The following is a 14,143-nucleotide window of genomic DNA, read 5'->3' on the forward strand; positions in this document are numbered from 1 at the left end:
TCGCTCCTGCCGTTCAGGATGACCGTGCCGGACCCGGTGGCCGGTCAGCGGGATGTCAGCCGGGGTCTCAGGCTGGCGGCGAGGGTGGTGAGTTCCTGCCAGTCGGCCTGGCCGGTGACGACGATGGTGACGTCCGGCTGGACGTTGACCAGGGTGCGCTGGTTCTTGTCGGGGCGGACGCGTTCCTGCCAGGTGACGCCGTTGATCTGACGGGTGCCGGTGGTCCTGTCGCTGTTGGCCATACGGGAGGCGAACGACGCGGCGGGCTCGTCGCTCTGGGCCAGGAGCGCGTGGGAACGATCGGCGGTCGCGAAGCCGAGGCGCCAAGTGGTGTGGCCGCCGGGGTCGAGAGTCGAACTGTTGGGGACCCAGTTGGCGGGGACCGGCTCGGGGGCTCGGACCTCGTACGGAGCGGTGCGGCGGAGCTGTGCGAGGGTCATGGAGTAGTCGACCCTGGGGATGTGCTCGGTGCGACTCTGGGGGGTGATCAGGAGGAACAGGCCGACGATCGCCAGGCAGAAGAGGACGGCCAGGGCATAGCCGAGGAATCCTTCGCTGAAACGGCGCACAACCAGGGAGGATAGCGCCAGATGGAGGCGGTCCCGATCTCGGATGGCATGTGGCGGGACGTCATCTACTGGTGAGCGTCAGGCATGAGATCGCCACAGCGCCTGTGGGTGTTGGGGGACAGGCGCGGCGTCCAGGAGGACAGGCGTGAGGTCTCGAACAAGCACAGGCCAGGGCTCGGTTCTTGACGGGAGGTCGGGCCTGGGGTGGGGACGTCAGAGGTGGTTGAGGCTGGAGATTATGGTCAGGGCTTCTTCGGCGAGGGTTCGGGTGTGGGGGAGGTTGTCGGAGAGGGCCACCTCGGAGACCACGGCGGCGAGAGCGCCGGTCACCACCAGGACCAGAGCGCCGCTGTCTTTGTCGAACAAGGCGGCGTTGCGGTGGGCCCATTGGCGGAGCCGGTCGCGCATCATGACCTCGAAGCCGGGGGGGCCGTCGCCGCGGAGGAACAGAGCGGCCAGTTCTCGTTCGGCGAAGCAGCCGTCGAGGTAGGCGCGTGCGCCGGCTATGAAGAGGCGCATGGGGTCGGTTTCTCCAGTGGTTCTGGCGGCTTGGACGGCTTGTCTGGTGCGGGTGGTCTGGCGGGTCTGGAAGTCGTCGAAGAGGGTCAGGTAGAGGTCGGCTTTGCCGGAGAAGTGGTGGTAGAGGCTGCCGACGCTGGCGTTGGCGCGGGAGACGACGTCGGTGACGCCGGCTTCGGCGAAGCCTCGGGTGACGAAGATCTCTCGGGCTGCGTCAAGGAGTGCCCCTCGGGTGGCGGCGCCGCGTTCGGAGGTGCGCACTGTCACCGATCGTTCCGTGTCGCTGCTCATGCTGGTGACAGTAGCCGCCGGAGCGCGCCGAGGTGAGGCAACTACGATCGTTGGAGTCGGCCGGACAGGAAACGGGGCAGGAACCGGGGTGTAAGGCCGCCGTCCCGAGGCACTTCGGCGGGATATCTAAGGGAGCTTGGCACTATGTCGGAAGAGACGTCGGTACCGCCGGTACTCGCTACAGATAGACACGCACCGGATCGCAACCTGGCTCTGGAACTGGTCCGGGTCACCGAGGCGGCCGCGATGGCCGCGGCCCGTTGGGTCGGCCGGGGGGACAAGAACGGCGCCGACGGTGCGGCGGTGAACGCCATGCGCCAGCTCATCAACACGGTCTCCATGGACGGTGTGGTGGTGATCGGCGAGGGTGAGAAGGACAACGCGCCGATGCTGTACAACGGCGAGCGGGTCGGGGACGGCACCGGCGCCGACTGCGACGTGGCCGTGGACCCGATCGACGGCACGCGGCTGACGGCTCTCGGCATGCCGAACGCCATCTCGGTGATCGCGGTGAGCCCGCGCGGCTCGATGTACGACCCGTCCGCCGTCTTCTACATGGACAAGCTGGTCACCGGCCCCGAGGCGGCGAGCGTCGTGGACATCGACGCTCCGGTGGCCGCGAACGTCGCCGCGGTGGCCCGCGCCAAGGGGGCCCGGCCTTCTGACGTGACGGTCGTGATCCTGGACCGTCCGCGGCACGAGCGGCTGGTCAAGGAGATCCGGGAGACCGGCGCGCGGATCAAGTTCATCACCGACGGCGACGTGGCCGGCGCCATCATGGCGGCGCGGCACGACACCGGCATCGACCTGATGCTCGGCATCGGCGGCACCCCCGAGGGCATCATCGCGGCGTGCGCGCTCAAATGCCTCGGCGGTGTGATCCAGGGCAAGCTGTGGCCGAGGGACGACGCCGAGCGCCGCCGTGCGCTGGACGCGGGTCACGACCTCGATCAGGTGCTCTCCACCGACGACCTGGTCAGTTCGGAGGACGTGTTCTTCGCGGCCTCAGGCATCACCGACGGCGAGCTGATGTACGGCGTGCGGTACCGCGCAGGTGCGGCCGTCACGCACTCCTTGGTGATGCGCGGCCGTTCCGGCACCGTGCGCAAGGTCGAGAGCGAGCACCAGCTCTGGAAGCTCGGCGCCTACAGCGCGATCAACTTCGACAGCGCCAGCTAGGGCCTGTCACGAGGACCGGCCGCGGCGGAGTCTGCCTCGTTTCGGTGGCTTGGGGCACTTGGCCACGACGTTGCCCATCATGATCATGCCGGTGATCTCGATGACCGGGGCGCCGGGTGGGGCCGACTCGGGGACTTGGTTCTTCTTGCCGCCGAGTACGGCGGAGGCCGGCATGATGACGCGGACGCCTTCGGGGACGATCAAGGTGAGGGTGGCTCCCATAACGGTGGCGTGCACGGTGATGTGGCTGCTTTGAAGCAGGGCTTCGCGCAGGTCCAGGGTCACGCCGGTGCCGACGGCGGTGACGGGGTAGTGGGTGGGGACGACCCAGCGTCCCCCGCGCTCCTCGGCTCGGAACAGGGCCGTCACGGGACGGCCGTCGGCGCGTAGGGGCTGGCGGTCCTCGGGGAGCAGGTCGGCGGTGTATGTCAGCAGTTCGCCGAGGGTGCGGGCCGCGTAGACGCCTTCGACGCGTTCCTCGTGCTCGGCATGGGTGAGCCTGCCGTCGGCCACGGCGTCGCGCAGCACGTCGATCACACGCTCACGGTCCTCGTCGGAGGCCCGTAGCTGGGCCGGGCCCGGGCCGTCGGCGCGCTGTTCCCCACCGAGGACCCCGGTGATCAGTTGCCGCAGTGCGGGGGCCCCGTGCTGGTTCCAGCGCTCGCCCCACCGGTCGTTCCGCGTCGCCACTCCTTGACACTAACCCGCCGAGAGGGATGGCGGGGTGGCCGGTGACACGGCCGTAAACTCGATGGATTTATGTCGGTGGAAATTTCTATCGTGGCCGCATGTCCACCGATGGCCGGCGGTCCACGGACACCGCCTCGGCCTCCGCCACGCGGAGCGCCATCTCGATTCGCGGCGCGGTCAAGCGCTACGGCGACGTGACCGCTGTCGACGGCCTCGACCTGGAGGTGCCGTACGGCGTCTGCCTGGGTCTGCTCGGTCCGAACGGCGCCGGCAAGAGCACGACGATGCGCCTGCTCACGGCGCAGTCCCGTGCGGACGCCGGTGAGATCTCCGTGCTCGGCCTCCGGCTGCCGCAGGAGTCCAAGCGGGCCCGTGCGCTGATGGGGGTGGTCCCCCAGCAGGACAACATCGACGAGGAGCTCACGGCTCGGCAGAACCTCGCGGTGTTCGCTCATCTGTACCGCGTGCCGAAGGCCGGTCGCGCGGCGGCGGTGAGCCGTGCGCTGCGGGTGGCGCAGCTCACCGATCGTGCCGACACCAAGGCCGACGACCTGTCCGGCGGCATGCGGCGCCGGCTGCTGATCGCCAGGGGCCTGGTCCACCGGCCGCGGCTGGTGCTGCTCGACGAGCCGACGGTGGGGCTCGACCCGCAGGTACGGCAGGAGTTGTGGTCGCTGGTGGCGGCGTTGCGGTCCGAGGGGGTGACGACGCTGATGTCGACCCACTACATCGAGGAGGCCGAGCGGCTCGCCGACGAGTGCGCGCTGATGTCGCACGGCAAGGTGGTCGCCAGAGGCACGCCGGGTGCGTTGATCACCGAGCACGCGGGAGAGCACGTGGACGAGCATCACGGCTCGCCGGAGCGGCTGACCGAGATCGCGGAGCTGGCGGCGGCGGCCGGGGTGCGGACACGGCGCACGGGGCCGGCCATCGCGGTGCTGGCGGCCGAGCGGCAGCCGGAGTCGTTGCGCGAGAAACTCGGCGCTCCGGCCGTCCGGCGGCCCGCCAGCTTGGAGGACGTGTTCGTGATCCTCACCGGGGAGAGTGTGGAATGAGTGCGGAGCCGTTGAGGGAGGCCGTGCCGCGGTGGTTCGAGTGGGCTCCGGTGCGGGGGGTGTGGAGCCGGGAGACCGCGCTGTACCGGCGGTACTGGACGTCCACGTCGTTCGCGGCGCTGGTGGAGCCGACGATCTGGCTGCTGGCGTTCGGGTTCGGCTTCGGGTCGGTGGTCGGTGCGGCCTACGGGTACGACTACCGCGATTTCGTGGCGACCGGGGTGGTGGCCACGTCGGTGTTGTTCATCAGCGCGTTCGGCGCGATGTTCGGCAGCTTCATCAGGCGCACGTTCCAGCACACCTATGACGCCGTGCTGGCGACGCCGGTGGATGTGCACGAGCTGGTGACGGCCGAGGCGTCGTGGCTGGCGGCCAAGGCCGGGTTGTACGGCTGTGCGCCGATCCTGGTCGGCATCGCGTTCGGTCTGGACCCGAGTCCCGGCATGCTGCTGGTGCCGTTCATCGGGTTCGTGACAGGGCTGGCGTTCGCGTTGTTCGGCATCTGGATGTCGGCGATCGTGCCGTCCATCAACACGTTCGACTACGTGATCAGCGGTGTGCTGGCGCCGATGCTGCTGGTGGCCGGCACGTTCTTCCCGATCGACCAGTTGCCGCCGTGGGCCGCGGCGGCGGCCCGGCTGAATCCGCTGTACCACTGCGTGGAGCTGGTGCGCGGGTCGGTCTTCGGCCGCCTGGGGCTGGATGATCTCGGACATCTGGGGTTTCTGCTGGGGTTCGGCGCGCTGATGTGGGGGCTCGCGGTGTGGAAGATGCGGGCCCGCATGATCGACTGAGGCGGTTGGACGTAGGAAACAGATCGGTGTACATTCGTTGGAAACCGATCTGTTTCCTACGTGTGGGGTGGCCCCATGAAGATCCAGGACTCTGTCGTGCTCGTCACCGGCGGCAACCGCGGCATCGGCAAGGCGCTGGTGGAGGAGGCGCTGGCGCGCGGTGCGCGCACGGTCTACGCCGGTGCGCGTGATCCGGAGACCGTGACCACGCCGGGTGCGGTGCCGCTGCGGCTCGACGTCACCGACCCGGCGTCGGTCGCCGCCGCGGCGCGGCAGGCGGGGGACGTCCGCGTGCTCGTCAACAACGCCGGCGTCAGCCTGTCGCTGGACATCCTGACCGCCGACCTCGACCAGGTCAGGCAGGAGCTGGAGGTCAACTACCTCGGGGCCCTGCGGATGATCCAGACGTTCGCGCCGATCATCGAGGCCAACGGCGGCGGCCACATCCAGAACGTCAACTCGGCGCTCGGCCTGGCCGTGGCCCCCGGCTTCGGCGCCTTCACGGCGTACGCCGCCACCAAGGCCGCGCTCCTGATGGCCACCAACGGCCTGCGCGACATCCTCCCGGCCCGCGGCGTGGACCTGTCCAGCCTGCACGTCGGCTTCACCGACACCGACATGACCCGCGGCCTGGACGTCCAGAAGAACCCCGTGGCGGACGTCGCGCGCAAGGCCCTGGACGGCATCGAGTCGGACGCGGCCGAGGTGCTGGCCGACGAGGTCAGCGTGCGGGTCAAGGGGCTGCCGGCCCTGGACCCGGCGCAGGTGTTTCCCAGGTCCGCGGCCTGAGCACCCGGCGGGCCGGGGACCCGGATCACTTTGATCACGATGGCCCCTGAGGCTATTGACCCGGAGAACAAGGCGGTCATAGCCTTGCCGAACTTGATTCCGCCTCATGTTCGTGCGGAGGCCGCGGTGCCATCGGATCGTGAACGGCGGGCACGGTTCGCCACTTTCGCAGTGTTCTTCGTGCAGGGGCTGACGTTCGCCACCTTGCTCACGCAGGTCGCCGCGTTGCAGCGCAAGCACGAACTGAGCGACGGTGAGCTGTCCATCCTGCTGCTCGTCGTGCCGGTGATCGCCGGGGTGGGGAGCGTCGCCGCCGGGGAGGTCGCCAAGCGGTACGGGAGCAGGGTGGTGCTCCGGGTGGCGCAGCCGGTGGCGTGCCTGGCCGTGGTGCTCGCGGGGCTCGCGGCGAACGTGCCGACGCTCGTGGCGGCGAACGTGCTGTTCGGCATCGGGCTCGGGTCGGTGGACGCCGGCATGAACATGCAGGCCGTGGCCGTGGAGCGGCGGTACGGACGAGCCGTTCTCACAGGGTTCCACGCGCTGTGGAGCGCGGCGGCGGTACTCGGCGCGGTGTGGGCCTCGGTGGCGGGTGGCATGGGGCTCGGGCTCGGGGTGACGTTCGCGATCGCCATGGCCGTCGGGGTGCTGGTCAGTGCGGCCGCGGCCGGCGGGCTGTTCGGGGCCGCCGAGGAGCACGTGGCGAGCCCGGCGCGGGAGGAGTCGCCGAAGGCCGCGAGGTTCCCCTGGCGGCCGATCCTGCCGTTGTGCCTGGCGATGGCCTTTCTGTACGTGGGGGACGCGTCGATCTCGAACTTCGGGTCCGTCTACATGGAGAAGATCATGCACGCGGCCCCGGCCGTGGTGCCGCTCGCGCTCGCCGCCTACCAGGCCACGACGTTCCTCGTGCGGGTCGGCGGGGACCTCGCGGTGCGCAGGTACGGCCCGGCGGCCATCGTGCGGATCGGCGGCGCGCTCGCCACGCTCGGGTTCGCCGGGATCGTCGCGGCGCCGAACGAGACACTGGCGATCGCCGCGTTCGGCGTGGCGGGGGTCGGGCTGTCGGTGGTGGCGCCGCAGTCGTTCTCCGCGGCGGGACGGCTGGACCCGGCAGGCACCGGTGTCGCCATCGCGCGGGTCAACATGTTCAACTATGTCGGCTTCATCGTCGGCGCGGCCCTCGTCGGCGGCATCGCGGAGGCCGCGGACTACCAGGTGGCGTTCGCCGCGCCTTTGGTGCTCGCCGCGGCCATCGTGCTCCTCGCGCGCGGCTTCCAGCCGGCTGCCGCGCCAAGACCAGTCCGGATATGACGTGTGCCGCCGGGCCGGGTCCACTCCTCCCCGGCCCGGCGGCACGCGTCGAACGGCACAGGGGTCACAGATAGGGCCGCTGGTCCCGCTGGGCCCTGGTGTAGTCGTCGTGCAGCGGGGACGTCTCGGCCACCGGCACGTCCCACCAGGCGCTGGTCTCCGGCGACGGGCCGGGAACGGTCTCGACGTACACGGCCGTCGTGGTGCGGGCCTCGCGTGCCTTGAACAGCGCCGTACGCAGCGACGCGGCGTCGGTGGCGCGCAGCACGTCGGCGCCGAGGCTGGCCGCGTTGGCGGCCAGGTCCACCGGCACGAAACCGCCGTCGAGGTGACCGGACGCGCTCCTCGCGCGGTACGCCGTGCCGAGCCGCCGCGCGCCGACGGCCTCCGACAGGCCGCCGATGGAGGCGTACCCCCGGTTGTCCACGATCACGACGACCAGCTTGACGCCTTCCTGGACGGCGGTGGCGATCTCTTGAGCCATCATGAGGTACGAACCATCACCGACCAGCACGAACACCTCGCGCTCCGGCGCGGCGAGCTTCACCCCGAGGCCTCCCGCGATCTCGTACCCCATGCACGAGTAGCCGTACTCGACGTGGTAGCTCTTCGGTCCGGAAGGCCGCCACAGTTTGTGCAGGTCACCAGGCATGGACCCGGCGGCGTTCACCACCACGCCGTCGGTGCCGGCGACGTCGTTGAGCACCGAGAGCACCACCGGCTGGGTGAGCCGGTCCCCCTCGGTGACCGACGCGGCCCGCTCGCGCCACTCGCGGCCGAGCCGGGACGCGCGGGCCGTCCACGACGGGTCGGCCTTCCAGCCGCCGAGGTCGAACAGCGCCAGGCTCTCGCGCGCGTCGCCGACCAGCATGACGCCGGCGTGCTTGGCCGCGTCGAACGCCGCGACGTTGACGTTGACGAACCGCACGTCACCGAACAGGGTGCGGGAGGCCGTCGTGAAGTCGGTGTACCGGGTGCCGATCCCGATGACCAGGTCGGCCTCCCTGGCGATGGCGTTGGCGGCCGTCGTGCCGGTGTGGCCGATGGCGCCGAGCGCGCACGGGTGGTCGTACGGCAGCACCCCTTTGCCGGCCTGGGTCTCCCCCACCGGGATGCCGCGCGCGACGGAGAACACGGACAGTTCGTCGCACGCCTCGCTGTACACGACGCCGCCACCGGCGACGATCAGCGGTCGCCGGGACGCCTTGATCGTCTCGGTGGCGCGCTCCACCGCGGCGGCGTCCGGCAGCGGCCGCGCGACGTGCCACACGCGCCGTTCGAACAGCTCGCTCGGCCAGTCGTACGCCTCGGCCTGCACGTCCTGCGGCAGCGCGAGCGTGACGGCGCCGGTCTCGGCCGGGTCGGTGAGCACCCGCATCGCCGCCATCAGCGCGGACGGCAGTTGCTCGGGCCGGTGGATCCGGTCGAAGAACCGCGACACCGGACGCAGGCAGTCGTTGACGGTGACGTCGTACGACCGGGGGTCCTCCAGTTCCTGCAGCACCGTGCCGGAACGCCGCGTCGCGAACACGTCACCCGGCAGCAGCAGCACGGGGATGCGGTTGATGGTGGCGAGCGCCGCGCCGGTCACCATGTTGGTGGCCCCGGGCCCGATCGAGCTGGTGCAAGCGAATGTGGACAACCGGTCACGGGTGCGTGCGAACCCGACAGCCGTGTGCACCATGGCCTGCTCGTTGCGCGCCAGATAGTACGGCAACGGGTCGCGCAGCCCGCCGCCCTGCTCGGCGAGCGCCTGGCCGATCCCGGCCACGTTGCCGTGGCCGAAGATGCCGAGGCACCCCGCGACGAGCCGCTGCTCCACGCCGTCGCGTTCGCTCCACTGCGCGGCGAGGAACCGAACCAGGGCCTGCGCCGCGGTCAGCCGTACCGTCGTCATGCGGGATCCTCCTGCGGCAGGGGGGCCGCGGTCATCGGCACCCGGGGGTCCACCTGCTCACCGGCCCAGCTCGACCGGATCCACGTGTGCCTGGGGTCGTCGCGGAAGGCCATGGTGCGCACCTGCGCGGGCCCGGCGAGCACGTTCAGGTAGTACAGGTCGTAGCCGGGGGCCGCCATCGACGGGCCGTGGTAGCCGTGCGGCACCAGCACGACGTCACCGCCGCTCACCTCGGTCAGCACGTCGATGGGCCGGTCCGGTGTGCCGTACACCCGCTGGTAGCCGGGGCCGCCTTCGAAGTAGTAGATCTCCTCCAGCTCCGCCTCGTGCTCGGAGCAGGTGTCGTGCTTGTGCGGCGGGTACGACGACCAGTTGCCGCCGGGGGTGAGCACCTCGACGGCCACCAGCTTGTCACAGTCGAACGCGTCAGGCGCGCAGAAGTTGTTGACCTGCCTGCTGGCCTGTCCCGCGCCGCGCACCTCCACCGGCACGTCGGCGGCCGCGCCGTACCGCACGGCGAGCCGCCGCGTGGCGACCGCGGACGGCAGCGCGAAGCGGCCGTACCCGGTGACGCGGGCCGTGGCGCCGACCGGCAGGTACGCGAAGTCGCTGACCGCGTCGAACACCGAGACCCGGCCGTGCAGGCGCAGCCGCACGTCGTCGCACTCGACGGCGCACGACCCCGACAGCGGCAGCACCAGCATCTCCTCGTCCCCGGTGGCGAACTCGACGGTCTCGCCTGACAGGGTGAGTGTGCGCAGCCCGGTGTACGTCCATCCGGCGAGCTTCGGCGTGACGGCCAGCGACCACGGGGCCGAGGCGGTGGCGCCGGCGGGGATGTACGTCATCGGCTGACCTCCAACAGCCCGGCGGCGGTGTCCACGGCCGCGGCCACGTCATCGTCAGGAGGGTAGAGCAGCGCGCGGCCCACCACGAGCCCCCGCACGCCTGGCAGCCGCAGCGCCGCGTCCCACGAGGCGTACACCTCGTCGGGGGCCGCCGACGGGTCGCCGCCGAGCAGCAGCGTGGGGAGTGTGGTGGCCTCCATGACGCGTTCCATCTCGCCGACCACAGGGAGCTTCAGCCAGGTGTACGCGGACGTCGCGCCGAGTCCCTGGCCGACGCTGACGGCTCGGATCATGCCTTCGGCGGACATGTCGTGATGAACACCGGTCTCGTCGCGGTCCGACCAGAAAGGTTCCACCAGTGCCACCAGGCCCGCGCGGGCCAGCGCGGTGACGGCACGCGCGCAGGACTCCAGGGTGGCGGCGGTCTCCGGCGCGCGCAGGCCGATGCGCAGGAGCATCTTGCCGCCGTCCAGGCCCATGCCGGCGATCGACTCGGTGTCGTAGGCGGTGAACCGGTCGTCGAACTCGAACGCGGCGCCGTGCAACCCGCCGCGGTTCATGGAGCCGATCACGATCTTGTCGTCCAGCGCGCCGAGCAGCAGCAGGTCCTCCACGACGTCAGGTGTGGCGAGCAGGCCGTCCACCCCGGGCCGGGCCAGCGCGGTACGCAGCCGGTCGAGCAGGTCGGTACGGCTCGCCATGGCGAGCGGCCGGCCCCGCACGCCGAGCGCGCCGCGCGCGGGGTGGTCGGCCGCGATGACCAGCAGCTGACCGTCCCGTTCGTGCGGGGAACGGCGGCGGCGGGCCGCGGCCATCTCGGCGATCATGCCGGGGTGGCGGGCCCGGGTCCCGGTCAGCAGCCTGCGGTCCTCGTCACGCATCGTTCTCTCCTAGCAGCGCACGCACCTCGGCGCTCGTCGGCATGGCAGGCGCGCAGGCCAGCCGTCCCGCGACGATCGCGCCGGCCGCGTTGGCGAACCGCAGCACGTCGCCGAGGTCCCGTCCCGCGAGCAGCCCGTCGCACAGCGCGCCGCCGAACGCGTCACCCGCGCCGAGGCCGTTCACGACCTCCACCGGCACCGGCGGCACCTCCACGACCCCGTCGCGTGTCATGCCGAGCACCCCGCCTGAGCCCCGCTTCACCACGGCCAGCTCGACGCCGAGGTCGAGCAGCGCCTTGCCGGCCTCGTACGGGTCCGGCACGCCGGTGGCGACCTCGCATTCCTCGACGTTCCCCACGGCCACGGTGACGTGCCGCAGCGCCGCGCGTACCTGCTCGCGCGCCTCGGCCGCCGACCCCCAGAACATCGGCCGGTAGTCGAGGTCGAGCACGGTGAGCGGCGCGCGGCCCCTGGCCCGCCAGGCGGCGAAATGGGCCGCGCGCGACGGCTCCTGCGACAGACCGGTGACCGTGGCCCAGAACAACCCGGCCTTCCTGACGGCCTGGAGATCGAGCTCCTCGGGACGGATCACCAGGTCAGGGGCTTTGGGGTAGCGGTAGAAGAACAGCGGGAAGTCCTCAGGCGGCCGGATCTCGCAGAACGTCACCGGTGTCGGCAGGCCGGGGACCTCGGTCACGTACCGGTCGTCCACGCCGTACGAACGCAGCGCGTCGTGGACGAAAAGGCCGAACGGGTCGGCCCCCGTGCGGGTGATCACGGCGGCGGACCGGCCGAGGCGCGCCGCGGCGACCGCGACGTTGGTGGGGCTGCCGCCGAGGTACTTGCCGAACGTCTCCACCTCGCGCAGCGAGACGCCGACCTGCAACGGGTAGATGTCCACACCCACCCGGCCCATCGTGAGCACCTCGGTCACCCGGGCCCCCGGTGATCGACGGTCGTGAGCGCCTCGGTCATGTCAGTCCGGCCAGGTAGGCGAGACCGCGGCGCACCGACGCCACCGGGCCGGCGCCGCCGGGGGGCTCGGTGTCGAGCACCACGTCCTGCTCCATGACGTACCAGCCGTCGTACCCGGCCGCGCCGAGCCCGGCCACGATCCCCGCGACGTCCACGTCGCCGTGGCCGAGCGGCCGGTAGATCCCCTCGCGCACGGCCTCGGTGTAGGTCAGCTTTCCCCCGCGGACCCGGCCGGCGAGCGTGGCGTCCACGTCTTTGAGGTGCACGTGTGCCACCCTTGCTGCTGCCCTGGACACCAGGTCGAGCGGGTCGGTGCCCCCGATGAGTAGGTGACCGGTGTCCAGGCACAGCGGCATGTCGGAGCCGTCGAGCACACGGTCGACGTCGTCGCGCGTCTCGACCATGGTGCCGACGTGCGGGTGCAGCGTCACCGCGCGGCCGGCCCGCGCCGCGGCCTCGCGCACCCGCGTGAGGTTGCCGAGGAGCGTGGCCCAGCCGCGGTCGTCGAGCACGGGACGCGCGTCGTAGCCGTCGGTGCCGGTGGCGGCGGCCAGCACCACCATGCCGACGCCGCCTTCGGCGAACGACCGCAGCACCGCCTCGGCCTGCGGCATCGGGTCGTGCGCCGGGTCGTGCAGGACGAGCGGGACGAAACCGCCGACGCCGCGCAGGCCGTACGTCTCCAGCAGTTCCGCGCGCTCACGTGGATCGGCCGGCAGGAAGCCGTCGGGGCCGAGCTCGGTGGCGGTGAGGCCGAGCGACCGCATCTCGGCGAGCACCCGGTCCCTGCCGAGCTGGTGTCCCCAGCCCGGCACCTCGCACACACCCCACGAGATCGGCGCCGCCGCCAGACGCATGGTCACGCGGTCACCTCCGCGACCCGCACCGGCCGTCCCTCGCGGCGGGACAGCTCGGCGGCCTCGGCGATCAGCAGCGCGGCGAGCGCGTCCTGAACGGTGCACGGGCTGTCGCCGTCCTCGGCGGCGAGCGCGAGGAAGGCGTCCATCTCGGCGACGTACGCGGCCTCGAAGCGCGCGCCGAAGTCCGGCCACGGTTCGTTGGCGGGGAACGTCGCCTCGGGCTCGGCCGACGTCAGCGGCACACGGTCCGCAAGGCCCACGGCCACGGTGCTCAGGGAGCCGGCGAGCTCCATGCGCACGTCGTAACCCGCGCCGTTGTAGCGGGAACCCTGAAGGGTGACCAGGGTGCCGTCGTCCAGGGTGAGCAGGGCCGCGCTGGTGTCCACGTCCCCGGCTTCGGCGAAGAACCCGGCACCACGGTTGGCGCCGGTCGCGTACACGGTGTCCACCTCCCTGCCGGTCACCCAGCGCAGGATGTCGAAGTCGTGGATGTGGCAGTCGCGGAAGATGCCGCCGGACGACGCGATGTACGCCGCCGCCGGCGGCCGGGGGTCGGCGGTGAGCAGGTGGACCCGGTGCAGGTCGCCGAGGTCGCCGGCGCTCAGCGTGCGGCGCGCGGCGGCGTACCCGGCGTCGAAGCGGCGCTGGAACCCGATGTGCGCGAGGACGCCGTGCCGTTCCACCTCCTGCGCGACCCGCCGGGTCTCGGACACGCCGAGCGCCACGGGTTTCTCGCAGAAGACCGGCAGGCCGGCGGCGCAGGCACGCAGGATCAGCTCGGCGTGCGTGCCGGTCGGCGTGGCGATCACGACGGCGTCCGCGTCGAACGCGTCACCCACCTTGGCGCCGACGCGGGCCGCGACGTCGGCGGCCAGCGCCTCGTCGGCGTCGGCGAGCACGAGCTCCTCGACCCTGGGGTGGGCCGACAGTGTCGCCGCGTGGAAAGCACCGATCCTGCCGAGACCCAACAGACCCACACGCATGCCGCCTCCGCCTCGATCAGCTCATCGCACCCGTCCCAGTTCTAAGTACCGGAGCGACGGGAGTCAAGACTTTGTCCTGACATGTGGATAAACCAGGGCGAGTGGCACTCTCACCAGGAGCGCGCGCGGCCGGGGGTGGCGTGCTTCTCGTCGTGGGTGCCGACGGGACGCATGTCGTCACCCGCGAGGTCCTGACCGGTCCACTCGTGGTGCTCCCCCTCGCGGTACGGCGCCTCCTCCACGGCCGCCGGCCGGCTTCGGGTGATCTCGCGGCGGCGCGGGCCGCGCGGATCCGGCTTGACGGGCCACTCCACGGGGTCGCTGCGGATGCCTTTCAGCACGATGGCCACCAGTGCGACACCGAGGGCCGACGCCACGACCAGCACTCCGAACACGACCACGACGATGTATCCAGGGTCCATGGCTCTCCTCCAGATCCATTGGCTTTTGTCTGGTTTTAAGCCCTTCGTCTTTTTCGTTACCCCAGGACGCACAGCTCACCCCA

Annotated in this window: 15 protein-coding genes; 5 read left to right on the top strand and 10 right to left on the bottom strand. The window is 71.3% G+C overall.

Going from position 1 to position 14,143, the window contains the following annotated elements:
• Nucleotides 1-44 precede the first annotated feature (44 nt).
• Together BJ992_RS28520 and BJ992_RS28525 are read right to left on the bottom strand one after the other, a co-directional pair.
• Nucleotides 45-569, bottom strand: coding sequence for a DUF4245 family protein (locus tag BJ992_RS28520; RefSeq protein ID WP_184986227.1), 525 nt, complete (start codon nt 567-569; stop codon nt 45-47).
• 213 nt (nt 570-782) lie between these two features.
• Nucleotides 783-1,379, bottom strand: coding sequence for a TetR/AcrR family transcriptional regulator (locus tag BJ992_RS28525; protein WP_184986229.1), 597 nt, complete (start codon nt 1,377-1,379; stop codon nt 783-785).
• A gap of 144 nt (nt 1,380-1,523) precedes the next feature.
• Between BJ992_RS28525 and glpX the strand changes: the two genes are divergently transcribed.
• The gene (gene glpX / locus BJ992_RS28530) at nt 1,524-2,558 is read left to right on the top strand and encodes a class II fructose-bisphosphatase (protein ID WP_184986231.1); all 1,035 of its coding nucleotides are present in this window, start codon (nt 1,524-1,526) and stop codon (nt 2,556-2,558) included.
• A 6-nt stretch (nt 2,559-2,564) separates the two neighbouring features.
• Here glpX and BJ992_RS28535 read toward each other — a convergent pair whose 3' ends face one another.
• Complete coding sequence (locus tag BJ992_RS28535) at nt 2,565-3,248, bottom strand: DUF1707 SHOCT-like domain-containing protein (protein WP_343072906.1); 684 nt, start codon at nt 3,246-3,248, stop codon at nt 2,565-2,567.
• A 98-nt stretch (nt 3,249-3,346) separates the two neighbouring features.
• Between BJ992_RS28535 and BJ992_RS28540 the strand changes: the two genes are divergently transcribed.
• The 4 genes from BJ992_RS28540 (at nt 3,347) to BJ992_RS28555 (ending at nt 7,194) form a co-directional block, all read left to right on the top strand.
• Nucleotides 3,347-4,303 (top strand): ABC transporter ATP-binding protein, encoded by a 957-nt coding sequence (locus BJ992_RS28540; protein ID WP_184986233.1) that lies wholly within the window; start codon nt 3,347-3,349, stop codon nt 4,301-4,303.
• Nucleotides 4,300-5,097 (top strand): ABC transporter permease, encoded by a 798-nt coding sequence (locus BJ992_RS28545; RefSeq protein ID WP_184986235.1) that lies wholly within the window; start codon nt 4,300-4,302, stop codon nt 5,095-5,097. Before BJ992_RS28540 ends, BJ992_RS28545 begins: the two co-directional genes overlap by 4 nt.
• Before the next feature lie 75 nt (nt 5,098-5,172).
• The gene (locus BJ992_RS28550) at nt 5,173-5,886 is read left to right on the top strand and encodes an SDR family oxidoreductase (protein ID WP_184986237.1); all 714 of its coding nucleotides are present in this window, start codon (nt 5,173-5,175) and stop codon (nt 5,884-5,886) included.
• A gap of 126 nt (nt 5,887-6,012) precedes the next feature.
• Nucleotides 6,013-7,194, top strand: a complete 1,182-nt coding sequence (locus BJ992_RS28555; protein ID WP_184986239.1) for an MFS transporter — start codon at nt 6,013-6,015, stop codon at nt 7,192-7,194.
• 64 nt (nt 7,195-7,258) lie between these two features.
• Here the strand turns inward: BJ992_RS28555 and iolD are convergent, their stop codons facing one another.
• From iolD to BJ992_RS28590, 7 genes are all read right to left on the bottom strand, one after another.
• Entirely contained in the window at nt 7,259-9,091 is a 1,833-nt protein-coding gene (gene iolD, locus BJ992_RS28560; RefSeq protein WP_184986241.1) for a 3D-(3,5/4)-trihydroxycyclohexane-1,2-dione acylhydrolase (decyclizing), read from the bottom strand.
• On the bottom strand, nt 9,088-9,939 hold the full coding sequence (gene iolB / locus BJ992_RS28565; protein WP_184986243.1) for a 5-deoxy-glucuronate isomerase: 852 nt from the start codon (nt 9,937-9,939) through the stop codon (nt 9,088-9,090). Before iolB ends, iolD begins: the two co-directional genes overlap by 4 nt.
• The gene (locus tag BJ992_RS28570) at nt 9,936-10,820 is read right to left on the bottom strand and encodes a Cgl0159 family (beta/alpha)8-fold protein (protein WP_184986245.1); all 885 of its coding nucleotides are present in this window, start codon (nt 10,818-10,820) and stop codon (nt 9,936-9,938) included. Before BJ992_RS28570 ends, iolB begins: the two co-directional genes overlap by 4 nt.
• A complete protein-coding gene (iolC, locus tag BJ992_RS28575) occupies nt 10,813-11,754 on the bottom strand; it encodes a 5-dehydro-2-deoxygluconokinase (RefSeq protein ID WP_343072907.1) in 942 nt (313 codons plus the stop codon). The genes BJ992_RS28570 and iolC overlap by 8 nt, the downstream gene beginning before the upstream one ends.
• 37 nt (nt 11,755-11,791) lie before the next feature.
• Nucleotides 11,792-12,652 (bottom strand): TIM barrel protein, encoded by an 861-nt coding sequence (locus tag BJ992_RS28580; RefSeq protein ID WP_184989214.1) that lies wholly within the window; start codon nt 12,650-12,652, stop codon nt 11,792-11,794.
• 2 nt (nt 12,653-12,654) lie between these two features.
• Nucleotides 12,655-13,638, bottom strand: a complete 984-nt coding sequence (locus BJ992_RS28585; protein WP_184986247.1) for a Gfo/Idh/MocA family protein — start codon at nt 13,636-13,638, stop codon at nt 12,655-12,657.
• Nucleotides 13,639-13,748: 110 nt separating this feature from the next.
• Entirely contained in the window at nt 13,749-14,060 is a 312-nt protein-coding gene (locus BJ992_RS28590; protein ID WP_184986249.1) for a hypothetical protein, read from the bottom strand.
• Between the last annotated feature and the right edge of the window lie 83 nt (nt 14,061-14,143).

The organism is Sphaerisporangium rubeum, assembly GCF_014207705.1.
GTDB lineage: Bacteria > Actinomycetota > Actinomycetes > Streptosporangiales > Streptosporangiaceae > Sphaerisporangium > Sphaerisporangium rubeum.

Coding starts and splice junctions, on each gene's coding strand:
- glpX (WP_184986231.1), top strand. CDS start 1,524: ATGTCGGAAGAGACGTCGGTACCGCCGGTACTCGCTACAGATAGACAC.
- BJ992_RS28525 (WP_184986229.1), bottom strand. CDS start 1,379: ATGAGCAGCGACACGGAACGATCGGTGACAGTGCGCACCTCCGAACGC.
- BJ992_RS28580 (WP_184989214.1), bottom strand. CDS start 12,652: ATGCGTCTGGCGGCGGCGCCGATCTCGTGGGGTGTGTGCGAGGTGCCG.
- BJ992_RS28590 (WP_184986249.1), bottom strand. CDS start 14,060: ATGGACCCTGGATACATCGTCGTGGTCGTGTTCGGAGTGCTGGTCGTG.
- BJ992_RS28540 (WP_184986233.1), top strand. CDS start 3,347: ATGTCCACCGATGGCCGGCGGTCCACGGACACCGCCTCGGCCTCCGCC.
- BJ992_RS28545 (WP_184986235.1), top strand. CDS start 4,300: ATGAGTGCGGAGCCGTTGAGGGAGGCCGTGCCGCGGTGGTTCGAGTGG.
- BJ992_RS28550 (WP_184986237.1), top strand. CDS start 5,173: ATGAAGATCCAGGACTCTGTCGTGCTCGTCACCGGCGGCAACCGCGGC.
- iolD (WP_184986241.1), bottom strand. CDS start 9,091: ATGACGACGGTACGGCTGACCGCGGCGCAGGCCCTGGTTCGGTTCCTC.
- BJ992_RS28585 (WP_184986247.1), bottom strand. CDS start 13,638: ATGCGTGTGGGTCTGTTGGGTCTCGGCAGGATCGGTGCTTTCCACGCG.
- iolB (WP_184986243.1), bottom strand. CDS start 9,939: ATGACGTACATCCCCGCCGGCGCCACCGCCTCGGCCCCGTGGTCGCTG.
- BJ992_RS28570 (WP_184986245.1), bottom strand. CDS start 10,820: ATGCGTGACGAGGACCGCAGGCTGCTGACCGGGACCCGGGCCCGCCAC.